Origin of the sequence: Lacihabitans soyangensis, assembly GCF_024343775.1 — a bacterium.
Lineage (GTDB): Bacteria > Bacteroidota > Bacteroidia > Cytophagales > Spirosomataceae > Leadbetterella > Leadbetterella soyangensis.
In genome coordinates, this window is sequence record NZ_RJUF01000005.1 from 1 (window position 1) to 26,422 (window position 26,422).

Annotated in this window: 24 protein-coding genes and 1 pseudogene; 17 read left to right on the forward strand and 8 right to left on the reverse strand. The window is 38.9% G+C overall.

The annotated features are described in order from the left end of the window. Window positions 1-2,243: pseudogene (locus EGI31_RS03430) on the reverse strand (hypothetical protein); the annotation flags it as partial. A 256-nt stretch (window positions 2,244-2,499) separates the two neighbouring features. Next, on the reverse strand, window positions 2,500-3,747 hold the full coding sequence (locus tag EGI31_RS03435) for a DUF937 domain-containing protein (RefSeq protein ID WP_255035753.1): 1,248 nt from the start codon (window positions 3,745-3,747) through the stop codon (window positions 2,500-2,502). Window positions 3,748-3,857: 110 nt separating this feature from the next. On the opposite strand from EGI31_RS03435, the gene EGI31_RS03440 reads away from it, so the two are divergent. From EGI31_RS03440 to EGI31_RS03490, 11 genes are all read left to right on the forward strand, one after another. Further along, a complete protein-coding gene (locus EGI31_RS03440) occupies window positions 3,858-5,585 on the forward strand; it encodes an IlvD/Edd family dehydratase (RefSeq protein WP_255035754.1) in 1,728 nt (575 codons plus the stop codon). 1 nt (window position 5,586) lies between these two features. After that, window positions 5,587-6,564 (forward strand): GSCFA domain-containing protein, encoded by a 978-nt coding sequence (locus EGI31_RS03445; RefSeq protein ID WP_255035755.1) that lies wholly within the window; start codon window positions 5,587-5,589, stop codon window positions 6,562-6,564. 63 nt (window positions 6,565-6,627) lie between these two features. After that, on the forward strand, window positions 6,628-7,731 hold the full coding sequence (locus EGI31_RS03450; protein ID WP_255035756.1) for an Mrp/NBP35 family ATP-binding protein: 1,104 nt from the start codon (window positions 6,628-6,630) through the stop codon (window positions 7,729-7,731). A 120-nt stretch (window positions 7,732-7,851) separates the two neighbouring features. Beyond that, window positions 7,852-9,195, forward strand: a complete 1,344-nt coding sequence (locus tag EGI31_RS03455) for a Gfo/Idh/MocA family protein (protein WP_255035757.1) — start codon at window positions 7,852-7,854, stop codon at window positions 9,193-9,195. Window positions 9,196-9,295: 100 nt separating this feature from the next. Continuing rightward, window positions 9,296-9,781 carry a CAP domain-containing protein gene (locus tag EGI31_RS03460; protein ID WP_255035758.1) on the forward strand — a complete coding sequence of 162 codons (486 nt, stop codon included), beginning with the start codon at window positions 9,296-9,298 and terminating at the stop codon, window positions 9,779-9,781. Window positions 9,782-9,830: 49 nt separating this feature from the next. After that, entirely contained in the window at window positions 9,831-10,082 is a 252-nt protein-coding gene (locus EGI31_RS03465) for a NifU family protein (RefSeq protein WP_255035759.1), read from the forward strand. A 100-nt stretch (window positions 10,083-10,182) separates the two neighbouring features. Continuing rightward, window positions 10,183-11,952, forward strand: a complete 1,770-nt coding sequence (locus EGI31_RS03470) for a D-alanine--D-alanine ligase family protein (protein WP_255035760.1) — start codon at window positions 10,183-10,185, stop codon at window positions 11,950-11,952. A gap of 3 nt (window positions 11,953-11,955) precedes the next feature. After that, the gene (locus EGI31_RS03475) at window positions 11,956-12,579 is read left to right on the forward strand and encodes a ribonuclease H1 domain-containing protein (RefSeq protein WP_255035761.1); all 624 of its coding nucleotides are present in this window, start codon (window positions 11,956-11,958) and stop codon (window positions 12,577-12,579) included. Further along, window positions 12,579-13,280 (forward strand): tRNA1(Val) (adenine(37)-N6)-methyltransferase, encoded by a 702-nt coding sequence (locus tag EGI31_RS03480; protein ID WP_255035762.1) that lies wholly within the window; start codon window positions 12,579-12,581, stop codon window positions 13,278-13,280. The genes EGI31_RS03475 and EGI31_RS03480 overlap by 1 nt, the downstream gene beginning before the upstream one ends. An 11-nt stretch (window positions 13,281-13,291) precedes the next feature. Then, entirely contained in the window at window positions 13,292-14,248 is a 957-nt protein-coding gene (locus tag EGI31_RS03485; protein ID WP_255035763.1) for a glycosyltransferase family 2 protein, read from the forward strand. A 28-nt stretch (window positions 14,249-14,276) separates the two neighbouring features. Next, window positions 14,277-14,804 carry a lipocalin-like domain-containing protein gene (locus EGI31_RS03490; RefSeq protein ID WP_255035764.1) on the forward strand — a complete coding sequence of 176 codons (528 nt, stop codon included), beginning with the start codon at window positions 14,277-14,279 and terminating at the stop codon, window positions 14,802-14,804. Window positions 14,805-14,852: 48 nt separating this feature from the next. On the opposite strand, the gene EGI31_RS03495 is transcribed toward EGI31_RS03490, so the two are convergent. Continuing rightward, complete coding sequence (locus EGI31_RS03495; protein WP_255035765.1) at window positions 14,853-16,124, reverse strand: replication-associated recombination protein A; 1,272 nt, start codon at window positions 16,122-16,124, stop codon at window positions 14,853-14,855. A gap of 97 nt (window positions 16,125-16,221) precedes the next feature. Between EGI31_RS03495 and EGI31_RS03500 the strand changes: the two genes are divergently transcribed. From EGI31_RS03500 to EGI31_RS03525, 6 genes are all read left to right on the forward strand, one after another. Further along, entirely contained in the window at window positions 16,222-16,437 is a 216-nt protein-coding gene (locus EGI31_RS03500; protein WP_255035766.1) for a type II toxin-antitoxin system Phd/YefM family antitoxin, read from the forward strand. Then, the gene (locus tag EGI31_RS03505) at window positions 16,434-16,688 is read left to right on the forward strand and encodes a Txe/YoeB family addiction module toxin (protein ID WP_255035767.1); all 255 of its coding nucleotides are present in this window, start codon (window positions 16,434-16,436) and stop codon (window positions 16,686-16,688) included. Before EGI31_RS03500 ends, EGI31_RS03505 begins: the two co-directional genes overlap by 4 nt. A 208-nt stretch (window positions 16,689-16,896) precedes the next feature. Next, the gene (locus EGI31_RS03510; protein WP_255035768.1) at window positions 16,897-17,883 is read left to right on the forward strand and encodes an aldo/keto reductase; all 987 of its coding nucleotides are present in this window, start codon (window positions 16,897-16,899) and stop codon (window positions 17,881-17,883) included. Between the two features lies 1 nt (window position 17,884). After that, window positions 17,885-18,874 (forward strand): L-glyceraldehyde 3-phosphate reductase, encoded by a 990-nt coding sequence (gene mgrA / locus EGI31_RS03515; RefSeq protein WP_255035769.1) that lies wholly within the window; start codon window positions 17,885-17,887, stop codon window positions 18,872-18,874. 136 nt (window positions 18,875-19,010) lie between these two features. Continuing rightward, on the forward strand, window positions 19,011-19,997 hold the full coding sequence (locus tag EGI31_RS03520; RefSeq protein ID WP_255035770.1) for a hypothetical protein: 987 nt from the start codon (window positions 19,011-19,013) through the stop codon (window positions 19,995-19,997). Window positions 19,998-20,122: 125 nt separating this feature from the next. Further along, the gene (locus tag EGI31_RS03525) at window positions 20,123-20,572 is read left to right on the forward strand and encodes a DinB family protein (protein ID WP_255035771.1); all 450 of its coding nucleotides are present in this window, start codon (window positions 20,123-20,125) and stop codon (window positions 20,570-20,572) included. Between the two features lie 14 nt (window positions 20,573-20,586). Here EGI31_RS03525 and EGI31_RS03530 read toward each other — a convergent pair whose 3' ends face one another. The 5 genes from EGI31_RS03530 to EGI31_RS03550 form a co-directional block, all read right to left on the reverse strand. Then, window positions 20,587-21,576, reverse strand: a complete 990-nt coding sequence (locus EGI31_RS03530) for a glycoside hydrolase family 43 protein (RefSeq protein ID WP_255035772.1) — start codon at window positions 21,574-21,576, stop codon at window positions 20,587-20,589. 155 nt (window positions 21,577-21,731) lie between these two features. Beyond that, on the reverse strand, window positions 21,732-22,538 hold the full coding sequence (locus tag EGI31_RS03535; protein WP_255035773.1) for a DJ-1/PfpI family protein: 807 nt from the start codon (window positions 22,536-22,538) through the stop codon (window positions 21,732-21,734). Between the two features lie 77 nt (window positions 22,539-22,615). After that, a complete protein-coding gene (gene infC / locus EGI31_RS03540) occupies window positions 22,616-23,161 on the reverse strand; it encodes a translation initiation factor IF-3 (protein WP_255035774.1) in 546 nt (181 codons plus the stop codon). A gap of 81 nt (window positions 23,162-23,242) precedes the next feature. Further along, window positions 23,243-25,195, reverse strand: coding sequence for a threonine--tRNA ligase (gene thrS / locus EGI31_RS03545; RefSeq protein ID WP_255035775.1), 1,953 nt, complete (start codon window positions 25,193-25,195; stop codon window positions 23,243-23,245). 4 nt (window positions 25,196-25,199) lie between these two features. Continuing rightward, the gene (locus EGI31_RS03550; RefSeq protein ID WP_255035776.1) at window positions 25,200-26,396 is read right to left on the reverse strand and encodes a tetratricopeptide repeat protein; all 1,197 of its coding nucleotides are present in this window, start codon (window positions 26,394-26,396) and stop codon (window positions 25,200-25,202) included. Window positions 26,397-26,422 lie beyond the last annotated feature (26 nt).

Consider the following 26,422-nt stretch of genomic DNA (forward strand, 5'->3'; position numbering starts at 1 on the left):
AAATTTATCGTCTGACCCACACAAACCGGGCTATTGCTTGCTGCCGTTGGTATTGGTAAGGTATTCACCACTACTGCCGTGGTAGCTGTAGCCGTACAACCTGCTGCATTTGTTACAGTTACGGTGTAGGTTCCTGCCATTGCAGTGGTCGATAATGTTCTAGTAGGATTTTGCAATGTCGATGTAAAACCACCAGGGCCTGACCAGCTATATCCTGTTCCACCGCTTGAAGTTAAATTTATGGTTTGTCCCACACAAACTGGGCTATTGCTTGCCGCTGTTGGTGTTGGTAAGGCATTCACAGTAACATTCACTGTAGCTGTTTTTTGACATCCGTAAAAGTCGGTAGTGGTAATTGTGTAGATACCTGACTGGTTAGGTTGAGCATTAACTATAGTATTACTCAAATTTTGTGAGGTGTATCCATTTGGACCCGACCAACTATACCTCACAGGAGACAATTCGGCAGTAGGTATATTTATGAAGGTCGTTGATGGACTCAATCGATATAGAATACCATAGTGGTCACCGCCAAAGCCTTCTTTTTGTAACAATTCAAAATAGTACTGTGTACCTGCAGTTAGAGATAGCGATGCAGTAGTTTGACTAGCGTATTTGGTTAGTTCATTGACATTGGTCCAATCCGGTATGCTTGCTATCGTAGTAAGCGGACTAGTTGCACTACTTCCTGACCAAGATAACGTAGTTTGATCGTCTCCATATATTACAAACTGGTAACTTCCAGAAGTACTTGGAGTGAAATAATATCTAACTCTTGTTCCATAATTATCCGCAATTCCCGAAGGACCAATTGTGGTGGATAAAATTTCGCTTACAGTTGGGCTATTGGGATAAGTCGCATTACTGGTTAAATCAGTAACTAAGACGCCTGAAATATTTGGAAAAAATTCTCTTAAGACACCATTCGTTACTGTACCATTTAAGGTAAAACTTTGATTGGCACATAATGTGGTAGTTGAACTTGAAGCAGTAACAGTCGTTTGAGTTGCATTATTTAAAATACCAAAATTGGCTTGTGTTATATTAGATGTTCCAACTACTATACCTGTTAATATACCATTTACAGTGCCATCATTCCCTGAACCTGATCCCAAATTTTCACCCACATTGGTCCAACCAGTTGGTAAAGAAGCCGAAGGTGGGGCATTGCCGACAACTCCCTGTGTCGTGCTCAGAACTATGTTGTAAGTCGTGTTTACGGGAACATCTACAATAGAATATGTACCATTACTTGAAACGGTTCCTACAGCAATTACCCTGTTTGTTGTTGGCTCAACCAAGTTAGCATATAGAGTTGTGTTTGCTGGATTTCCCAACCCAGTACCATTGATAATATTATCACTCAGACCATTACATTCATTAAAAACATTACCGGTTATATCAATAAGACTGGGACAACATACATCTATGGTACCAATTCTAATCGCCTGTTGGGCAGGAGATATAGCACTTGACCCTGCAATAAAGCTGATAGTTACGGATGTAACTGCTTGAGAGCTTGAAACAGTAAGCTGCCCTGCTGGATCGTTTTCTGACAAATTATTGTTTACACCACTGGTCCAAATTGCAGTGGCTGTTTGGCCGGATAAATTGACAAATCCACTTGCACCTAACGATAAGTTTAAAGGAACGTTTGTTCCAGTAATAGAAAGAGCAGAAACAGTAACAACATCTTGAAAAGAACTTTGACCTGTTGGGGCACGAGCTATATCAGCCGCGTCAATGTCATCTATTCTAAGATTGTTTAATAAAACAGGATATTGAAAATTTAATCTGATGTCAATCCTACTGCCGTTAGCATAAGGGGCATTGGTGGTATTATCACAGGTTGTACAGCCCCCATCAAAATTATCAATCACGACGGTTAAATAGGGCTGTCCATATAAGCCGTTGGTACCCGATCTTATTCTATCGTAAACATTTCCAACAACCTCAGTTATAGTTGTCGTAAAATTAAAAGGGTTTATGGAATTGACATTGGTACAGCCTGGTACGGCGTCAGTTACAGCTGCGGGTGGACCACCAGCAGTACCTACAGTCGGAATTATCGTTTGTGAGCCAGAGGCAGCGGCCTCCCAAGTAACCTGTGTTGTACCCACTGTGCATTGGGCAAACAGATTGGAGTGATTTAGGAAAACAATTGTTATCGTAATCTTAAGGATATTTATCCAACCAGAAAACTTTTTATCAAATAATTGCATTAGGTCAATGAATTTTTTCAATTTTTTATATTTTGGGGCACTAGGTTAAGACTACCTTTTGACGAAAAGTTTCTTGAGTTTTTCAAAAATATTTCTGAAATATCACCTCAAAACTAACCTCAATTGGTCCTTTCTTTATTATTCAAAAACCGTGCCGTTTTTTTTAACGACTAATAATTAAAGCTTTATGATTTATTTCAAAGATACTTTAGTCCAAAAAAAAGAGCAAAATGAGTAAAAACTCACCTTGCTCTTATAACCCTTTTCTTAAAATTTTCTATTTACTTACTACTTTTATTACTGGGAAATTACCACCAGAACCACCCGAGCCTGCATCAATCCTTATCGTGTTAACTCCTTTTTTCATTAGAACTTTTTTTACAGCAAACGCCCTCTTATTGTTTAGTTTAAGGTCCCCATTTTCCGAAAAAGCCGTGATTTTTATTTGTACCTTGTCGTTGCTGTTCATCAAGGTTGCCAAACTATCAATAATATTCATCGACGCACTTGTCAGGTCGAAGGTCTTATCGAGATATTGAATACTCTTGAAGTCAAACTCTTTACCTTCAGCTGTGGTGTTGTCGTCTACATAAATTTTAAAAGCCGTGAACTCAGAATTATTAAGTGGTACAGTTTTTGTAGTATCAGCCACATTTGCAGTAGCTAAAGAATCTTTGGCTAAATTGGCCAAAGAGTCAGCGAACATAAGTTCTTCATTCATAGACTCTACCGGTGCATCTTCTTTACTAAAAAAGCTAAAGTCTCCGTTTTGGGCCCATAAATAATACAGAATACCGCCAACTAAAACCAAAACCCCCAAACCCAAAAGTATTTTTTTATTGAAAAAGGTCTCCGATGAAGAATCATCTTCATAATCATTTGCAACCGAAACCATCTTCGCTGGAGTTTCCGTTTCTTCCGCAGATGACTTAACAGCAGCTTCTGGCTTTTTAGGTGCAATAATTTTGGTATTTATCAACTCCTGAAGACCAAGAGCAGGTATCATTTTTTCCATCAAAGATTCCGGTGCTTTTTGAAGCAAAACCTCGTGGTGCTGTTTCAGATAATACATCATCCCTTCTTTATCCAAGTTTTCCTTGGTAATTTTCTTTCCTAACAAGTCAACCAGTAAAGATGCAGTAAGACCAGAAGTAATGACGGTCACATTTTTGCTCGTGCTTGCATAAGAACCAATCATGCTCAACAATGGACTTTTGTAGGCCGGAAAAATCTGACTGATGATTTTTGAGCCATCCTCAGCCACTTTTTCTATCAGACCCTTTTGACTGAAAAGCTCGGATTTATCTTCAGGGATAGAACTTTTATTATATTTTTCTTTGATTTGATTGTAGAGCATCCCGGCACTCATGTCGCTGTTTGTTCGTCTGATTAGACCAGCCACTAACGTATAGAAAACACCTTTAACGGCCACTTCAATATCTCCCAGATTATCGTTGGTATGTGATTTTAATTTTGAAATAAAATCATCATTGATAATATCTTCAAAGTTTTCGAAAAGATTCATTTTTGTGTTAAAGTTTAAAATTAGCGTGCAAAAAAACAAAAAAAACGTTGTTTTACCTATATTTATGCGGGCTATTTATAATTTTACGGTCAAATTTTATTCAATCATTAATGGAAAACGACAACAAAGACGGATTAAGGAGTAGAGACTGGTTCGGAAAAACCGGAAAAGACGGTTTTATTTATCGTTCATGGATTAAAAATCAGGGCTATCCTGCACATCAATTTAAAGGCAAACCCGTCATAGGTATTTGCAACACCTGGTCTGAAACCACCCCCTGCAATGGACATTTTAGGGAAATCGCACAATTTGTAAAAAACGGAATTTATGAGGCGGGCGGTTTTCCGCTGGAGTTTCCGGTGATGTCTCTTGGAGAAACAATCATCAGACCAACCGCCATGTTATATAGAAACTTAGCGGCTATGACCGTTGAAGAAAGTATTCGAGGCAATCCTTTTGATGCAGTGGTACTTCTGACAGGTTGCGACAAAACCACACCTTCTCTGGTAATGGGAGCTGCAAGCGTAGACCTACCGACAATAGTTGTTCCGGGTGGACCAATGCTCAACGGAAAGTTCCAGGGCAAGGACATAGGTTCTGGAACTGATGTTTGGAAGTTCGCAGACGATTTCAGGACAGGTAAAATGTCTGCCGAAGACTTTGAAGAAGCAGAAGCATGCATGAGCCGTTCAGCAGGACACTGCTCTACCATGGGCACAGCCTCTACAATGGCCGTAATGTGCGAAGCTTTAGGTCTCACACTACCAGGTATTTCGGCTATACCAGCCGTCGATTCTCGCAAAAAAATGCTGGCCCACATGACCGGTATGAGAATTGTCGAAATGGCTAAAGAAAATCTAAAAATCTCGGATATTCTGACAAAAGGAGCTTTTGAAAACGCCATAAAAATAAATGCAGCGGTTGGAGGTTCTACCAACCTTATTCTTCACTTATTGGCCATTGCAGCCCGTATTGGCGTGGATTTAAAGTTGGAGGACTTTGATGACTTGGGTAGTAAAATCCCTCTTTTGGTTAACTTGATGCCTTCTGGCAAGTTCTTGATGGAGGATTTCTATTATGCAGGTGGACTTCCTGTAGTAATAAAAGAAATGTCTGAAGTTCTTAGAAAAGATACCATCAGTGTGAATGGTAAAAGTATTGTGGAAAACTCGGAAAAAGCCAGAAACTGGAATCCAGAAGTAATATTCCCGTACAACAACCCGCTCAAAGAAGAAGCAGGAATAACGGTTGTTAGAGGTAATCTTTGCCCTGATGGATCGGTTATTAAGGTTTCTGCCGCAACAGATAAACTACTGACGCACAGAGGAAAAGCAGTAGTTTTTGAAACAATTGAAGATTATCACGCTCGAATAGATGACCCAGAACTAGATATTGACGAAAACTCAATTATGGTTCTGAAAAACTCTGGCCCTAAAGGTTACCCGGGTATGCCTGAAGTAGGCAGCATGGCTCTTCCGAAAAAAATATTGGAAAAAGGCATAACCGACTTGGTGAGGATTTCAGATGCTCGTATGAGCGGTACTGCCTTTGGTACGGTTTTCTTGCATGTTTCACCAGAGTCTGCCGTGGGTGGCCCGTTGGCATTCGTACAAAACGGCGATATGATTACTGTGGATGTTCCAAACAAAATATTAAATTTAGATATTTCGGAAGAAGAAATGGAAACCCGCAGAAAAAATTGGAAGCCATTGGATCTGGGCTATGTGAGAGGCTATGCTAAGATGTACATCGAGTCGGTGAATCAAGCACATTTAGGTGCCGATTTTGACTATTTGGTGGGCAAATCAGGCAGTAAGGTTAATAGAGAGTCCCATTAATATGTCAGATTTCCGAACTTCAATTGAAAAAATAAACCCAGAGTTTAATTTTAATTTACAGTCTAAAATCCTAACCCTTGGCTCTTGTTTTTCAGATGTGTTGGGAAAATATTTGTTAGATAACAAAATAGAATGCGTTGCAAATCCATTTGGAAATGTTTACAACATTCAATCCATAGCCGATATTATTGAAGGAATTCTAGATAAATCAGAGCCTAACAAAGACGCCATTATCGAAAACGATGGCGTCTTTTATCATTATAACTACCATTCTGAAATCCGAGATTACTCCGAAAAAAAACTTCTTGAAAAGTTAGAATCCATCATTAACTCTACAAAAAAAACACTACAAGAAGCTGATTATTTGATACTTACTTTTGGCACAAGTTGGGTCTATGAAAAAATAGATACCCAAAGCATTGTATCCAATTGTCACAAGCAAAAAGCTTCTTTATTCAAGAAAAGGTTATTGTCGGAAAAGGAACAATTAGATGTATTTCAAAATATCTATTTATCTGTAAAAAAGGCTAATCCAGCACTCAAAATAATACTTACTGTAAGCCCAGTTAGGCATATAAAAGACACCCTACAACTCAACAGCGTCTCGAAAGCCATTCTTAGATCACTTTGCTACTACCTCACTCAATCCCACGAAGATGTATTCTATTTTCCATCTTACGAAATTATGATCGACGATTTACGAGATTACAGGTTTTACAAGGCGGATTTGATACATCCAAACGAGCAAGCCGAAAAATACATTTTAGATATTTTCTCTGAAACCTATTTCGACGAAAACCTAAAAGCATTCATTAACGACTGGCAAAAAATCAAAGCAGGTATTGAACACAGACCCTTCAACCCGAAATCCGAAAGTCACCAAAAATTCTTAAAGAATTTACTAACCAAAATACAATCATTTGAAAACCAGATAGATATTTCAAAAGAAAAAGTTGCAATTCAAAATCAGATCCTCTAGTTTTTTAAATTCTCGAACTTTAAGCCTTTTGACAATGTTTCTTATTTCAGTACAAAACTATACATGGGAGAATTTACAGTTACAAAAGAAAAATTATTACTCGCACTAAGCACGGTTGAAGAACCCGATCTAAAAAAGGATTTGGTCACACTCAACATGATTTCGGACATAGAAATTGGTGTCAATCAGGTTACTTTTACGGTAATTCTTACCACGCCTGCTTGTCCGCTTAAAGAGTTGATCAAACAAAGGTGTGTGGATGCCATTCACAGAGACTTGGGCGATGATTTTGAAATAAATATCAACATGACGTCTAATGTTACGTCTATTTTAAATAAAAATTTACTACTGCCTCAGGTCAAAAATATAATTGCCATATCATCAGGTAAAGGTGGCGTAGGAAAGTCTACGGTTACAGTAAACCTTGCAATGGCCTTGAAAAAATCAGGTGCTAAAGTTGGAATCATTGATGCGGATATATCTGGACCTTCAATTCCGATAATGTTCGGTGCCGAGGATTTGCAGCCTTTGGTTTCTGTAAAAGACGGCAAAAACTTCATATCACCCATTATGCAGTACGGCATAAAAATGATCTCCATAGGTTTTCTAACTCCGCCCGACAGTGCAGTAGTTTGGAGAGGCCCTATGGCCAGCCAAGCCCTAAAACAGTTTTTTGGTGATGTAGATTGGGGTGAACTCGACTACCTTTTACTAGACTTACCTCCAGGGACGGGAGACATACACCTTACTTTGGTACAAACTGTTCCTGTTACCGGTGCTGTGATAGTTACTACGCCACAAAAAGTGGCTTTAGCAGATGCCACAAAAGGTGGATCAATGTTTAGTCAGGCCAATATTAATGTACCTATTTTGGGTATTATAGAAAACATGGCGTACTTTACACCAGCAGAACTACCTGACAACAAGTACTTTATATTCGGAGAAGGCGGCGGCCAGCAATTGGCTGACAAATTTAATGTGCCGGTGCTTGGGCAAATACCTCTAGTTCAGAAGATTAGAGAAGGTGGTGACTCCGGAAGACCAATCATGATGGACGAGAGCGAAGTGGTATCAACAGCATTCTTTTCTGCAGCAGAAAATTTGGCTCAGCAAATCGCCATCAGAAATGCCAATTTACCTAAAACAGAGCCTGTCAAAATGAGATAAAAGCTCTACAGATATTTTTCCTAAAAGACTTCCAATCGGAGGTCTTTTTTTGTTTGATGAATTTGGAAGAGAAATCGAAAAATTCCTTACCTTTCTGATTGAAACTTCAACCTTAATAATATGAAAAATTCTAGAAGACAGTTCGTTAGGAATGTGGCTCTATCGAGCCTTGCATTTCCGAGTTTATCTACAGCCCTTGCTCATTCCCGACCGAAAAAGGTTGCTCCATCAGATCAAATGAAGATTGGCTTAATAGGGTGCAAAGGTATGGGTTTCTCTAACCTCCAACGCCACATAAAAAACAAAGGCATAGAATGCATTGGGCTCTGTGATGTTGACCAGAACGTTCTCGATGAACGCTCTGCTCAACTTGAAAAGATGCAAGGAAGCAAGGCAAAAACCTACGGCGATTACAGAGAAATGCTTGACAACAAAGACATTGACTATGTGATAGTTGGAACACCTGACCACTGGCACTGCCTCAATATGATCGGAGCATTAGATGCAGGTAAGCATGTGTATGTCGAAAAACCCATCGCTCACAACATGGACGAGTGTAATCTGATGGTAAAGGCGGCAAAAAAATATGGAAAAATAGTACAAGTGGGTCAATGGCAACGCAGCGGACCACACTACGAAGAAGCATTTAAAATGGTGAAATCGGGCATGTTAGGCAAAATCAGACTCGTAAAAGTGTGGGCTTACCAAGGCTGGATGAAACCTGTAAATGTATTGCCCGACACCGCAGTACCAAAGGGTGTAAATTACGATATGTGGCAAGGTCCAGCTAAGAGACATCCTTTCAACGAAAATCGTTTTCACTTTAATTTTAGATGGTTTTGGGACTATGCCGGCGGATTAATGACCGATTGGGGTGTTCACGAAATCGACATTGCCTTACACGCCATGGGGGCAAAAGCTCCTATATCTGTAATGGCTTCTGGTGGAAAATTTGCCTATCCCGACGATGCCTCTGAAACCCCAGATACACTACAAACTGTTTTTCAATACGACGGCTTCAATATGCTTTGGGAGCACGCTACAGGCATTGACGGTGGTAATTATGGCAAAACTGAAGGCATAGCTTTCATCGGAAACAACGGCACTTTGGTTGTTCACAGAGGCGGTTGGGAATTAATTCCTGAAACTTACACCGAAAATAAAATTAAGAAAACCAAGGTAGAACCACTCCCAACTTTCACTAAAAAGGCTGAAGACGATTATCTCTACAACCATGCAGAGAATTTCATCAATGCGATTAGAAACAACGACCCCAACTCGTTAAAATGTGGAATAGAGACAGGAAGTGTGGCTGCTATAAATGCTATCATGGGGAATATATCTTACAAGCTGGGAAGAAAAGTTTTTTGGGATGCCGCAGCTGGTAATTTCAAAAATGATAAAGAGGCCAATGCTTTGATGAAGTCAGACTATAAAAATGGTTACACTTTACCAAAAATTTAAGCTCACTTACAGATAATTACAAAAGGTATTTTCGTTAAGGCTGAAATTATAGGTTGGAACAAAATTTGTTAAGTAATAAACAAATTGCCCATAAAATCAGATGCGAAAATACCTTTTGTTACTTCTTACCGCTACAGACATGTCTTGTAGCAATCCCGTTACACCAGAAGAAGAGACATTATTGACCTCAAAAGAGGAGTTTTTAAAATATGTCAACCAAGCTCGAGCCAAAAGCCGCAAATGCGGAACTCAAAGTTTTGCGGCCGCATCTCCTGTAATTTGGAACAATAACCTCGAAAAAGCTGCCTATCTGCATAGCAAAGACATGTTTGAGAACAAATATTTTTCTCATATTTCCAAAAACGGCACCGACCCGGGAGCAAGAATTCTAGCTCAGAATTATCCATTCAAATCCTTCGGCGAAAACATCTACTCAGCCACTGGCTTCAACCCTACTCCACAGGAAATTATCGATCAATGGTTAAACAGCCCAACGCATTGCGTAAACATCATGGCCCCACACTTTAAAGAAATGGCCGTGGGCGAATACAACAACTATTGGACACAATTATTTGGATCAAAATGAACAAATATGGGTCAAATATTGTAATATTGTAGGAACTTTCACCTATCCGATGGACGAATTAATAGAAAAAGTAGAACTGGCTCTAAACAACATCAGACCTTATCTCATCGCAGATGGAGGCAATGTTGACGTTTTGGAAATCACTCCTGACTTTACCGTGAAGTTAGAATTTACAGGTTCATGTGGCTCTTGTCCTATGTCTTCAATGACCTTCAAAGCGGGTATTGAAGAAGCTATTCTGAAAAATGTACCCGAAATCAAAAAAGTGGAAGCCATAAATATGGTCGCCTTTGGTGCATAATCTATAAAAAAATCCGCTCCTTGCTTCCAATTTGTCTTTTTGGCAAATTCTTTTTCATAACTTGCACATTATTTTCATATCTACATGTCCCTAAATCACTATGGATAACAAAATAAAAGTTGGTATTTTTTTTGGCGGTCAGTCTCGAGAGAGAGAAATATCGTTTTTGGGTGGTAGAACTGCCTATGAACACATCGATAGGCGGTATTTTGAACCCGTAACCATTTTTGTAGATAGCATAGGCAATTTCATAAAAATTGACCCACAAATGCTCTACGAAGAGGATATCAGGAGTTTCTATCCTTCAAAAAACCAAAACAACGGTTATAAAGTCTACATTGAGTCTTTAGGTCCATTAAGAGATACACAACTCTACAAACTGATCTACAAAATCGGCACACAGATCAAAATAGAGGAGCTCAAGGAGCACATTGATTTCGCTTTTATGGTCATGCATGGTCCTTATTCTGAGGACGGTAACATACAAGGTCTCATGGAATGGCTCAACATACCATATATGGGCCCAGGTATACTTGGTTCAGGAGTTGGTATAGACAAACCCGTACAAAACCGCCTCATGGAGTTGGCCACCGGTCAAACCAAAAAATATAAAACGATTTCAAAAGACACATGGGAGTCATCAGATAAATCAAAACTCTTCGCCAATCTAATCGCCGAATTGGGCTTTCCTTTGGTAGTAAAAGCCCCTCATCAAGGCTCGTCTATCGGAGTAGCTATTGTGAAAAAACGCAGTCTTGAGGAGTTTTCGAAAAGTATGAGTCAGTGTTTTTTCGAAACTCAGATTCTCAAAAAAGATTGGGTAAAACTAAGCCCGAGGCAAAAGAAAAATTTGATGGAAAAAACATCAAATTTAGACGAGGGAATAGGCTTTCCGGTGATTTTGGATGGCGAAATTATTTACCATCCGGCTGACTTACTTAAAAGATTAGACATTTATCTAAATTTTCATGAAAATGCGACCATCAGCTCAACAAATGCTGAAGATTATGTGCTGATTGAAGAGTTTATTTCGGGTCAAGAGTTTTCTGTAGGCGTAATTCAAGACGATTCGGGAAAAGCATACGCTCTACCCCCTGCCGAAGTTTATGGCGACGTACAAACATTCGATTTTAAATCGAAATACAAGTCTACTGTTAGCAAGAAGCGTATTCCGGTGGAAACCAAGTATGAGAACCTTGAAAAAATTCATGAAAATATACTGAAGGCATTTGAAATTACTAGCATGAGCGTTATCAGTCGAATCGATGGGTTCCTGACAGCGGACGATGTAGTAATTTTGCATGACCCCAATACCATTCCGGGGATGTCGCCGGCCTCGTTTATTTTTAAACAAATGGCTGAGATAGGCTTTGGAATAACGGACTCTATTACTTATCTCATTAGACAGTCCATCAGAGAAAGAATCAGAAGCGGAAAGAATGTTTTCAATCTCAGAAACTTGCTTAAAGAAGTTGACCATAAGATTAATACAGCAAAAGGAAAACCTAGAAAAAAGCTGGCTATTTTGTTTGGCGAAAACGAGGAAGAGTACAAAATAGCTCGGGCCAAATTTGGTCAGTTCGGAGGGAATGAGGAATTCGAACCTGTGGCTGTTTGTTCGGCACTTAACGGTGGTAAATACAGAATTCCGCTCAATTTGATGTTCAAGCCCGACATAATGGAATTCGGAATGTCCATCGGTAAACCTAAACATCCATTTATTCAGAAAAACATAGAAAGCACGGCAGCTATTCGCCAATTCTATGTGGGTGATGTCGATTTTTCAGTTTCAAAAATATCAGAAGAAGCTTTTATAAACGACTTTGTGGCCGTATTCGACTGCAAAACTCAGGAGCTTATCTCAGCATAGTTTATGGCCAAGAAAGTCAAATTTTATGCTGTCTGGGCTGGTCGAGAAAAAGGCGTTTTTAGTTCATGGGATGACTGCAAAAAACAAGTAGATGGCTTTGAAGGTGCTCAATACAAATCTTTTGAAAGCAAAACTGAGGCCGAAAACGCACTCAAAAGAAATTACTACGCAGTAGTTAACCCTAAGCCCACACCTGGACAAGCCAGTATAAAACAGCCTTCCCCAACCATAGCAGCTTGGGCGGTAGATGCAGCCTGGAATACCAAAAGCGGCGATATGGAGTACCAAGGCGTTGACTTACAAACTAAAACATTGGTATTCAGAAAAGGACCTTTCTTTGATGGAACCAACAATATCGGTGAATTTCTGGCTATCGTACATGCACTAGCTTTATTGAAAAAACACAATTCAGAGGTTCCAATTTTTTCGGACTCCAAAACGGCCATTTCTTGGGTTAAAGCAAAAAAAGCCAATACAAAACTAGACCCAACAGGTAGAAATGCCGAACTTTTTGAACTTATAAAAAGAGCGGAAGATTGGCTCAAAGACAATACCTACAAAAACAAAATATTGAAGTGGGAAACCAAATGGTGGGGCGAAAACCCCGCTGACTTCGGCAGAAAATAATGTTCAGTTTTAAAAACTTCGTTGTAAAACAAGAACGTGCCGCCATGAAGGTCTGCACCGACTCCTGCCTATTTGGTGCATTGGTTTCTGTAAAAAATAAAGACAGCGTTTTGGATATTGGCTGCGGAACTGGACTTTTGAGCCTGATTCTCGCTCAAAAAAGTAAAGATTTACGAATTACAGCCATCGAAATAGACGCCGATGCCGTTTTGGATGCCAAAGAAAACATACTTGAAAGTCCTTACAGAAATCAGATAGATTTGGTTCATCAATCTGTTCAAGATTTTTCGAAAAAATCAAAGGAAAAGTTCGATTTAATAGTTTGCAATCCACCATTTTATCAAAACAATCTTAAATCTGACAAAAGTAGTAAAAACATAGCCCACCACGCCGATGAGCTCACTTTCAATGACTTAACTAAAAGTATTGACCAGCTTTTAACTCCCGAAGGCAGTACTTGGATACTTTTACCACCTTTTGAAATGAGCACTTTCTTGAAACTTTCCTCTGAAAGAGGTTTGTTCCAGAAAAGAAAATACTCGGTAAAACATGACGAAAACAAGCCCGTTTTTCGAGAAATAGTTGAATTACAAAGAATAAAAACCGAACAAGTGGAAATCTCCGCCATAAATATTTATGAAAACCACCAATATAGCCCTATTTTTGTAGAGCTTTTAAGAGACTATTACCTGATTTTTTAAGAAATATAAGAATGAGCAAAGTGGACATTTCGGTTGTTATTCCTTTTTACAATGAAGACGAGTCTCTCGCTGAGCTACATGCTTGGATCAAAAAAGTCATGGATGAGAATGCATTTTCGTATGAGGTGCTTTTGATAGACGACGGAAGTAGAGATGAAAGCTGGAACATTGTAAAAAAACTCAAAGAGACCAATCCAGAAGTTAGAGGGTTTAAATTCTCAAAGAATAACGGAAAAACTGCCGCACTACAAGTTGGTTTTAACGAATGTGTAGGCGAGGTGGTTATCACAATGGATGCCGATTTACAAGACAGTCCCGACGAAATACCTGGCCTATACAAAATGATCAAAGAGGAGAAATACGACATCGTATCAGGTTGGAAGCAAAAACGTTATGACCCCATCACCAAAACGCTCCCCACCAAACTTTTCAACGCCACTACTCGCTATATATCAGATATTTACCTCCACGACTTCAACTGTGGACTGAAGGCTTACGACAGTAAAGTAGTTAAAAACATCACTATTTACGGCGAAATGCATCGCTATATTCCAGTTATAGCCAAATGGAATGGTTTTTCTAAAATAGGTGAAAAAGTGGTGCAACACCGCTCTAGAAAATATGGCACGACGAAGTTTGGTTTAGAGCGATTCCTGAATGGCTTTTTAGATTTGCTATCCATAACTTTCATTAACAAGTTCGGAAAGCGTCCTATGCATTTCTTTGGTCTTTTTGGTGTAATTTCCTTCTTTCTCGGGTCGTTTATGACGATTTTTCTAATTGCCGAAAAAATAATATCTATCTATAACCGCCAGCCATACAGAAACGTAACCGACAATCCTTTGTTTTATCTTGCCTTGGTGGCCATCATCATCGGCTCGCAGTTATTCCTCGCAGGATTCTTAGGAGAATTATTTGTAAAACAAGGCGTTAGTAAAGACGACTATTTCGTTTCTGAAAAAGTTTAATCAATTTTTAAACACAAATATATCTACAATGAAAAAACAGTTTTTTATTCTTTTAGGGGTGGTTGGACTTGGCTTGGCGTCTTGTTCGAAAGAAGATGATGTAACACCTTCGAGTCTTGAGGGAACGTACAATTTAGAGACTATAGCTCTAAAAACAAAGGTAGTGGATGAGGCTCTGGAAGAAGAAAACGAGAATGTGGCTTCACAGAAAATGTACTATACTTTCAGTGCTGATGGTACTTATAAAACCAACGCTTATTGGTCAATTGGTGAAATAGCCACAGATGGCACGGTTTCCACTGGAAAATATACCGTGAAAGGAAATACTTTGAACATTACTTACAAGGACGAAGATCTTGGAAAAGAAATGACTCAAAGCATGCAAATAAAAACCAACTCTGACACGCAATTGGTTCTTTTCATTGGATTAGATGAGCTTAAAGATAGTTTCAAAGCAGCCGGAACAGGCTTAGATCCATTCACTAAGGCATTTTTGGATTTATTTTTGAGCCAAATGGTTCAATTTGAATATACTTTGACTTTCAAAAAAGCCTAAATTTTTCATGAACATCCCAAAGAAAAAGGAGCTTTCGAGCTCCTTTTTCTATTCATAACCGTACCAATCTCCCCACCAATTTTGCAAACTTCTTTTGATCTCGTTTTCCCTAGCGTTGTTGCTTGGTTCATACAGTTTTTCGCCTTTCAGTTCATCTGGTAGAAAATTCTGTTTGGCAAAATTCCCTTCATAATTATGCGAATACTGGTAGTTTTTACCATAACCAATCTCTTTCATCAGTTTGGTAGGTGCATTTCGCAAATCAACAGGAACTGGTAAATGTGATGTTTTTTCGGCCAATGCAATGGCCATATCAATCGCTACATAAGACGCGTTAGACTTAGGCGAGGTAGCTAAATAAATGGCAGTTTGCGAGAGAATAATTCTTCCCTCAGGATATCCGATTTTCATGATGGCATCCATGCAAGAGTTGGCCACCATCATGGCAGTGGGATTGGCCAAACCGATATCCTCACTTGCCAAAATCAACATTCTTCGGGCAATAAACTTGGGATCCTCGCCAGCAATAATCATCCTCGCCATCCAATACAGGGCCGCGTTGGGATCTGAACCACGGATAGATTTTATAAAAGCCGAAATAATGTCGTAATGTTGCTCACCTGATTTGTCATATCGAGCCAAGTTTTTCTGCACCACTTCCTCCACCAAATCGTTGTTGATGACCATCTCGGGTTGACCTACTTGTGCATTCACTACCAATTCCAAAAGATTCAAAAGCTTTCGACCATCTCCTCCAGAAATCCTAAAAAGTGAATCAGAAGAATCCACTCTTATATTTTTATCTTTTAGCCAAGTATCTGATTTTAAAGCCCTATCGAGTAGTGATTCTAATTCTTTCTTACCAAAAGCCTCCAAAATATAAACCTGACAACGAGATAATAAAGCTGAATTTACCTCAAAGGAAGGATTCTCGGTTGTTGCACCAATTAGCGTCACTTGGCCTTTTTCAACAGCCCCCAAAAGCGAATCTTGTTGAGATTTATTAAATCGGTGAATCTCATCAATGAACAAAATCGGGGGAAATAATCCCGAAGGCTTTGACAAAACTTCACGTAAATCTTTCACTCCCGCACTGATGGCACTCAGACTGTGAAACTGGCGTTTGGTAATCTCGGCCATCATCAAAGCCAATGTAGTTTTACCTACCCCTGGAGGCCCCCAAAGAATCATAGAAGGCACAATACCCGACTCAAGCGTGCGTCTGAGCGGCTTATTTTTACCTAAAATATGTTCCTGACCAATGTATTCGTCCAGATTTCGAGGCCTAAGCCTTTCGGCTAATGGTGCAAAGGGTTCCAAGTATTGTTTTTATTTGCAAATGTATTTATTTAATGAATATATTTGTTTTAGAATTGGGAAATTTCCTCAATTACTAAAAAAATAATAATTTTCGAAAATGGAAACATTGATAATTGAAGCCGAAAATCAAAAAATAAAAGCCCTTAAAACCTTGCTGACTGCATTTGGCGTTAATTATAGGGTTGCTAAAAAAAGTGAATTGGACACAACTGATTACCTTCTTAAAAGTAAGAAAAACAGAAAATCCCTATTAGAATCCATCGGGGAGCTTAAAAAAGGGGAAATCATAAATCGGGAATTATTAGAATTATGAATCTCACTTGGACACACACAGCTTGGAAAGAATACGTTGAATGGCAAGATATTGACCGAAAAATGGTTAGGAAAATCAATGAACTAATCAAAGAATGTCTAAGAACTCCATTTGAAGGAACAGGAAAACCAGAACCCTTAAAAAATGAATTATCTGGTTATTGGTCTAGACGAATTACTGCAGAACATCGCCTCGTCTATGAAATCACAAAAGACAGTATATGTATAATTCAGTGTAAATACCATTATTGAAACTTATGTAAATTATTGGCTAAAAACACATTAAACTTCAACATCACAACTTAGACGAAAAACTATTTGCTTCGAATGAATTATTATTTGTTTTTTCAAATCAATAATTGAAAAACAATCTTCTTAATTTCAATTATCATTTACACAACATTTTACTTCTAAAACCCCCAATTTTTACTAATTTTGAAAACTCAACCTAAACAAATAAATGAATTTTAGAAGATTCGGTAAAACCAATCAAAATATCTCAGAAATAGGCCTCGGCACCTGGCAAGTGGGTGGAAAATGGGGTTCAACCTTTGACCACAAATTAGCTGAAAACATCCTCAATACTGCTGCCGACAATGGCATAAACTTCATAGACTCCGCCGATGTGTATAGCGATGGTGAAAGCGAAAGAGCAATCGGTAATTTCCTAAAAACACGCTCAGAGAAGTTTTTTGTGGCTACGAAATGCGGTCGTCAGATCAATCCGCATACCAACGAAGGCTACACGCCTGCAGTTTTACGAAAATATGTGGAAGACAGCCTAAAAAGACTACAATTAGAAACACTAGACTTGGTTCAGCTCCACTGCCCTCCTACTCAGGTGTTTTACAGACCCGAAATCTTTGGTCTTTTCGAGGACCTAAAAACCGAAGGGAAAGTGCAAAATCTGGGTATAAGTGTGGAAAAAGTAGAAGAGGCCTTGAAAGGTATTGAATTTAACAATGTCGTTTCGGTACAAATCATATTCAATATGTTTCGCCAAAGGCCATGCGAATTGTTTTTCGAACAAGCGAAAAAGAAGGACGTGGGTGTAATCGTAAGAGTTCCTTTGGCCAGTGGATTATTGACAGGCAAATATACCAAAGACACCAGTTTTGAAGCAGGCGACCACCGCTTTTTCAATCGCAATGGCGAAATGTTCGACAAAGGCGAGACTTTCTCGGGTATAGACTATAACACTGGTTTAGAAGCTGTTGCAGTACTAAAAGAATTATTCTCTGGCCAGTTAAATTTAGCAGAAATAGCCTTGAGATGGATTTTGATGTTCGAAAATGTGAGTACCGTAATACCAGGAGCCTCCAGACCAGAACAGGTGGTAGAAAACCTCAATTGCCTACAACAACCAGCTTTGAGTGACCTACAAATGAGCCAAGCAAAAGAGATTTACCTTAAATATTTTAAAAATACAATACACCAGTGGTGGTAAAATGATGTACATAGCAGACGAAAAACGATACGAACAAATAAGCTACAGACGTTGTGGCAAAAGTGGCATCAGATTGCCAGAGATTTCATTGGGCCTTTGGCACAACTTCGGAGGTGTAGATACCTTCGAAAACTACCGAGCGATTCTCCGCACGGCCTTCGACAAAGGCGTTACACACTTTGACCTCGCCAACAACTACGGCCCACCTCCAGGCTCGGCTGAGGAAAATTTTGGCCTTTTGATGAAAAAAGACTTTGCCGCTTACCGCGACGAGCTCATCATATCCTCTAAAGCCGGCTACCTCATGTGGCCTGGCCCTTACGGTGAGTGGGGCTCAAGAAAGTACATCATAGCCAGTTGCGACCAAAGCCTCAAACGCATGGGCTTAGATTATGTGGACATATTCTACTCGCACCGCCCAGACCCCGACACCCCAATGGAGGAAACCATGGGTGCATTGGACACGCTCGTGAGACAAGGTAAAGCACTGTATGTGGGCTTATCGAACTACGACGCCGATCAAACCAAAGAAGCCTTAGCTATACTAAAGCAACTCGGCACGCCATGCCTTATACACCAACCAAAATACTCCATGCTCGTTCGTGACCCAGAAAACGGGCTATTGGATGTTTTGGGTGAAAATGGCGTGGGCTGTATCCCTTTCTCACCATTGGCACAAGGTATATTGACCAACAAATACCTCCACGGCATACCAGAGGACTCAAGAGCAGGAAAATCAACCGGATTTTTGCAAAAAGACCAAGTTACCACCGATACCATCAGCAAAGTAAAAGCCTTACACGAAATAGCCGAAAAACGTGGCCAAAGCCTAGCCCAAATGGCCATAGCATGGCTACTGAAGGACCAAAGAGTAACCACAGTTTTGATAGGTGCCAGCCGAGTAGAACAACTTCTGGACTCGCTTAAAGCTGTAGATAATAAACACTTTGATGCTTCTGAATTGGAGGGGATTGAGGGGATTTTGGGGTGATAATAGAGATTTAAGCGAAATTCAGAGTCCCCTAAAGGGAGACTCTGAATGGATTGAAAAACTTAGAACTCTTTTCAATTTAACGATAATATAAAATTGTAGTTAGTAAACTTTCTAGTTAACCACTATACATATAATGACAACAAAAGAGATAAATCTTCCGTTAAGACTGACTACTGTTTATCCATTAAATAACCTAGGTGAAAGGAAGAAAAATAGACTAGAAGATTTCATAAATGACCTTTTATCAATTAACAATGAAGTTTATTTACAATTAAATATCTATGGGAAGATTTATTTAAATTTTAAATTTGTAAAAAAAGTAGATTTCCCAGAATTTGGTAATAAACACGAGCTTTATCTAGTAATTGAATCAACAGCAGAAATTGATTTTCACAAAATCTCTGAACAAATTGAATTTAATTCAGAACTTGATAAACAAATAAAACCTGAGCAATTGGTTTTACCATATTTTAGAGTATTATATAATGCACAGTTGCGTCATTTTTTAAAATTTACACAAATATCTCATCCAGGGACAATATGGCTTGGAGCAGGTTTCGTTTATTTATATGATAAGCTTATTGATAAAGTCGAAGGAATTTCGTCTATACTTGAAGAGAATGATTTTTTAAAAGATGCTTGGCCTGAAAAAACTACTGTTAAGATAATTGAAGTGTGGAATTACATATTGAATAAAACAACTCTACTGGAAAAATTTAGTAGCACTAAAATTGAAAGGGCATTATGTAGTTTCACATATTTATTTTCTGATAGTTATCATAGTGATATACCCGTGGCATTATTTTGGGCAATAAGTGGATTAGAAGCTTTGTTTGTAGAAGGAGATACTGGAATAACCCAACAACTAAATGATAAAATACCAGTTTTTCTAGGCGAAATAGAAACAGACAAAAAAAGATTAAAAAAATTATATAATTTTCGTTCATCTTTAATCCACGGGGGATTGAGTATTCCGATTAAAGAGGCAATAATCAATGACGAAAAACATAAAGAAGAATTATATGAAATGAGTACTTTATCCTCATTTATCTTAGTTGCAAGTTTGCAGAAAATAATAAAAAATGATTTAAAAGAACTGAAATTTAAATATACCTTCTAAAGAATAGTTTTTTTTCTAATTCACCAATCCAATGTAGATTTTCGCCCTAGCAGAATCTCCCTTTAGGCTTAAGTTTGCCCACAAAAACCTCTAAATTCTTGATTTACAATTAAAAACGAAAAAAAATGAACATCCTTACCACCCTAACCAACACCAAATACGAAACTGAAAAGTATTTTGACTTGTCTGAAGAAGATTTGGCAAAAACTTATGGAGAAGGCAAATGGACTGTCAAGCAAATATTGGTGCATTTAGCCGATGCCGATAGTGTGTTATTGGATAGAATTAAAAGAGTAATTTCTGAGCCTAAGCAAGTCATTTGGGCTTTTGACCAAGACCTTTGGAATGAGAATTTAGATTATAAAAACTTCCCTTTAGAAATTAGCAAAGCTGTATATCTGGCTAATAGACAAATGGTTATTCATCTGGCTGAAAAATATTATGAGACCTTGGGTCCCAAGGAATTTATCCATAGTGAAACAGGACTTAGAACTCTTAAAGACGAATTTGATAAAGTCGTATGGCACAATCAAGGGCATTTGGATCAGATAAAACTCTCCCTCGAAAGTAAATAATTCCCAAATAAACTCTACTTCAACTTACGTTTAACGCCTTCAAAAGTCATTTTTACATTTTCGATTTTTCCGTCTTTGTCAAAAAACATTCTGTCGATACACACCACACGGTGGTCACGGTCGAGATTCGGAATAGGGCGACGGTGATATACCATGTACCATTCGTCGGTATTCGGAATATTTATTACGGAATGATGCCCAGCACCCGTGGCGATACTTTCATCAGCTTCAAGAACAGTTGAAACACGTTCAAAAGGGCCAAAGACTGAATCCGAAACGCCATAAGCAACTTTGTATGTACCGTTTGTCCAGCCGCCTTCTGACCACATGAGGTAATATTTTCCATTTCTGATAAACATTGTTGGGCCTTCCACATAGTTCTTTGGAGTAATTTCTTTTACCAAATTACCATCTGCAAATGGCACCAAAGCAGTGAAATCATCGTTCAATTTACTAATATTGCAGCGTCCCCATCCGCCATAAATGATATAAAACTGGTTGTCTTTGTCTTGAAATACATATTGGTCAATCGGCTGGGCATTGTTATAAAACTGATTGATAAGCGGCTTGCCCAAATGATCTTTGTAAGGCCCTTCTGGTTTGTTGGCCACTGCGATTCCAATGCCTCCAATATGGTCATCTTCTTTTCCGTTTCGGGCTTTACTTTGAATATCGTTTGCTGAGAAAAATAAATAGTACTTCTTGTCCTTTTTGACAATAGAAGGTGCCCACATGGCCATGTAAGCCCATTTTATGACCGTCGTATCTATGATGTGTTCATGCTTTTTCCATGTAACCATGTCTTTTGACGAAAACGCATCCAAGAAAACTTGTTGGCGATATTTGGCCGAAAAAGTAGGAAAAACCCAATATTGCTTATCTAAAATCACACCCTCAGGGTCGGCATACCAACCTTCAATTATTGGATTTTTTGATTGTGCTAAGCCAGCCGGGATTTTAAAGAGGGCTATTAGGATGATTAAAAAAATCAGACTTTTTTTCATTACGTACAAGTTTTTCCTTTGAGCAAATTTACATTAGAAGTCGATTCCTAACTTTCAGGTGACGGAGAATTATTTTGAGAAGACAACTGTAGAGCGATTTTTCTAATCGCTGTTACGCATTATTTTCTTTGTGCGATTTGAAAAATCGCACTACTTTAATTCTGTTTAAAGTCTTGTAGATAAAACTCATCCACTTCTTTGTTTTCTTGCCAAGTATATTCAATTTCATAGGCTATTTTCCTGGCCAAATCTATCCCATGCACATCACTTATGAAACCCAAAGTCATGTCCATACCAGCCGAAACACCTGAAGAAGTGTAATATTTCCCGTCAACGGCCCATCTTGCTTTTTTGATCCAATTCACTTTAGAACCCTGAGAAACTACCCAATCAAAGGAGCGTTTGTTAGATGTGGCTGACAGACCATTAATTTGACCCGTTTTAGCCAAAAGTGCAGAACCTGTACAAACTGTCAGAACATGGGTGGACAAAGATGAGATATCTGAGATGGTAGAAATCATTTCTGGGTGGTCCACTTCTTTTCTGGTACCCATTCCACCGGGAATTAAGAATATGTCAAATTGGTCTTTTTCTGAAAGTTTCTGTGTTAATATCTTCACATTTTGGGTACTGGTTACGACCCCACCTTCCAAGGAATAGAATTCGATATGATACAAATCCTTTAACCTCCCGAATATTTCTACAGGGCCAAAGACATCTAAGGTTTCGAAGTTATTAAAAAGTAAAATGCCTATATTTTTCATTTTGATATTGTTTTTTTGAGGCGTAGAAATACCCTTTGATTCCAATTTTACACTGGTCGGACTTTGATTTTCCTTTAAATTTTGATCATTTTTTTGACCAAATGCTGAAAAAGTCATCAAATTTAAAATCAGATAGAGACGCAAGACATTTTTCATGGTTTGAAATTGAGTTTTAAACACCAATGTGCGGTCTTCCATGGGTATTTGATTTAAAATTTGAATACTTATTAGCTTTTGAAACATAAAAAAACCGACTCAATTGAGCCGGCTTAATATTATTTTTTAGATTTTGGTGCGATAATCACGTTCAATCTTTTTCCTTCTAATTTCGGTGGTGCTTCTGGTTTTCCTAAGTCTTCAAGGGCTTTTACAAACTTTTCCAAAAGTTTAAATCCTTGTTCTTTAAAAACTATCTGGCGACCGATGAACTGTACATATGCCTTCACTTTTGAGTTTTCTTTCAAAAAGTTTTCAGCATGTTTTAGCTTAAACTCGTAATCGTGATCATCAGTTTGAGGACCAAACCTGATTTCTTTGATAACCGTCTTTACTTGCTTGGCTTTAAGTTCTTTCTGTTTTTTCTTTTGCTCGTATTTAAATTTAGAATAATCTACGATTCGGCAAACCGGCGGCACTGAATTCGGAACAATCTCTACTAAATCCAAATTTTGCTCTCTCGCTATTTCTACGGCTTTGACGAACGGATAAACTCCAACTTCTATATTTTCTCCTACTAATCTTACTTCTGCAACACCTCTAATTTTTTCGTTAATCCTGTGTTCGTCTTCTTTTCTAACCGGTGGACGATACGGTTTTTTCATGTTTTTTGCCATAAAAGAATTTAAATGTGAGATTTTAAGCTACTTACAACTTAAAATTTCATCAAATTTATTATTTACTTTTCAATTTTTACCAAAAGTCGGTATATTTTTATTTATTTCTGTCTTGGCAAAAGCCACAAACTCATCAATGGTAAAACTACCCAAGTCACCTTCTCCCTTTTTCCTAAGTGATATTTTGCCTTCAGCCGCTTCTTTTTCTCCAATAATGAGCATCAAAGGCACTTTAGCCACTTCTGCGTCACGAATTTTCCTGCCAATTTTTTCTGAACGATGGTCCACGTATCCTCTGATGTCGTTTTCTTGTAAACTCAAAAACACATCGTTGGCGTAGTCCTCGTATTTCTCAGATATTGGCAAAACAGCAATTTGCTCTGGTGAAAGCCAGAATGGGAAATTACCCGCCGTATTTTCTATCAAAATAGCTATGAATCTCTCCATTGATCCAAATGGTGCACGGTGAATCATGACAGGTCTATGTTTCTGATTGTCAGCTCCTGTGTATTCTAGCTCAAATCTGTTTGGCAACTGATAATCTACCTGAATAGTACCCAACTGCCACTTGCGACCTAGGGCGTCTTTGACCATGAAGTCTAGCTTTGGACCATAGAAAGCCGCTTCGCCATATTCTACAACAGTCTTGAGTCCTTTTTCATCGGCCGCTTTTATGATGGCTGACTCGGCTTTGTCCCAATCTTCATCAGAACCGATGTATTTCGAACTTTTCTCTTTGCTTCGCAATGAAACCTGAGCACTGTAATCGTCAAAACCGAGCGATTTGAAAACATAAAGTACCAAGTCAATAACTTTCATAAACTCCGCCTCCACTTGATCGTTGGCACAGAAAATATGGGCGTCGTCTTGTGTAAATCCACGTACACGGGTCAAGCCGTGCAACTCACCACTTTGCTCATAACGGTAAACTGTACCGAATTCTGCCAAACGTAAAGGCAAATCTCTGTAGCTACGTGGCTTAGATTTGTAAATTTCGCAGTGATGAGGGCAGTTCATTGGTTTCAGCATAAACTCCTCCCCTTCCTCTGGAGTTTTGATAGGCTGGAAAGAATCCTCTCCATACTTTTCCCAGTGGCCAGAAGTCACGTAAAGGGCCTTACTACCGATGTGCGGAGTTACAACAGGCAAGTAGCCAGATCTCAATTGAGCTTTTTTCAAGAAATTCTCCAAACGCTCTCTCAACATAGCACCCTTTGGCAACCAAAGTGGAAGGCCTTTTCCAACTTTCTCTGAAAACGTAAAAAACTCAAGTTCAGCACCTAACTTACGGTGATCACGGCGTTTGGCTTCTTCCAAAAGCGTCAAATACTCTTCAAGTTCTTTGGCTTTCGGAAACGTTACCCCATAAATACGGGTAAGCATTTTGTTGTTTTGGTCGCCTTTGAAATACGCTGCCGCGGCATTCATTATTTTTGCGGCCTTTATGAAACCAGTGTTAGGAATATGCGGCCCGCGGCACAAATCCGTGAAGTTACCTTGTTGATACAAAGTAATGTTTCCATCTTCTAAGCCTGAAAGCAAATCCAATTTGTATTCGTCTCCTTTATCACCAAAGTATTTCAAAGCATCGGCTTTGGTGATTGGAATTCTTTTGAATTCGTTTTTCTGACGGGCAAGTTCCAACATTTTATCCTCGATCATCTTGAAATCGTCCGAAGAAATGCTCTTTTCGCCTGTGTCTATATCGTAATAAAATCCATTTTCTACTGGTGGACCTACCCAAAACTTCACGCCTGGATACAAAACCTCCAGGGCCTCGGCCATCAGGTGAGCCGATGAATGCCAAAATGTAGACTTACCTTCGGTGTCGTTCCATGTGAGTAATTGTAGCTCTACGCTTTTCTCCAAAGGTGTGTTCAAATCAACTACTTGACCGTCAACTTTGGCTGCCAAAACGTTTCTAGCCAAGCCTTCGCTTATAGATAAGGCCACGTCCATGGGAGTGGCTCCATTCTCGTATTCTCTTTTACTGCCGTCCGGCAGAGTAACGCTGATCATCATATTCTTAGTTTCTAGTGGTGTCTTTACCAATCGTAATTTGACTCCGTTTTTGTATTTTTTCTATAGTTCCGATATCAAATATTCTTCTTTGAGGTTCTGGCTCCGCTGCATCCTCCACTTTCTTTTTACGTGTGTTGGAGTAAAACTGTTGGCCAGTCTCTGAATAAGCATTGGCTTTTTGTTCCAGCAAATTGTTTACTAACTCCAACCTCATGGCCAATTCCTTGTTATCGGGCAATTTCTCTACCGCACCTTCCAAATACGTTTTGGCGTTGGTGTAGCGTTCTTGTAGTTCGTAACAATAGGCAGCCTTCAGATAAGCCTTTTCATTGTCTGGAACTGCTTTGCTCCATTTGTCATAAATCAAAAATGCTGCCGCATAGTTTTTTTTACGTAAATAAATGTTCCCAACTTTTTCCAAAACATCATACCTTGAGGGTTCCAACCTCAAAAATGACTGATAAACCTTGGTGGCACTGTCTAAGGCACCCACATTTTCCAAAATTTGGGCTTTGTTATAAACTAGCTCCCTATTGGTTGGAAATTTCTTCAATGCTTTTTCGTTATACGTCAGAGCCGAGTCTACCAGATGAGCCGCATTAAATATCTTTATGAGGTGGTCGTAAGGCTCAAAACTATGCGGTCTGAGTACCAAGGCCCTTTTGAAATTATTGACTGCCGTAGCGGTGTCATTTTGCATGGCGTGGTATTTACCTTTAATCAGAAACAACTCCGAGTTGTAAGGATAAATGACCTCTGCCTTTTGCATATATTGCTGAGACATGCGAAAGTTCTTTTCTTTGAGATACAAATCGGCAATGAGTATGTAAAGAGAAGGCGAGCTAAACTGCTGACTTTCGGCATCCAGGGCATTCTTCAAAGCACCTTTTTCATTTAATACGTTCTGAATCCGGGCCTTTTGAAATAAAAACAAACCAGAATTGGGATTTAATCTCTCAGCTCTTGTGATATCTACCAAAGCATCTTTGTGATTTCCCAAGTCGTATTGCAACACCGCTCTTTTGTAGTAATTATCAGGATCACTTGGGTTGTTTTTTATGGCATCTGAAAGGATACTTAGAGCCGCCAAATGCTGATTTTCTTCATTTTGTTTTTGACCGACAGGAATATCGTAGCCATCTCGTGATTGGTCGGCACAAGCAAAAAGTGTGAGAAAACATAAAAACAAAACGTACCTCATAAGGGGAACTCAAAAAATTGAACCGC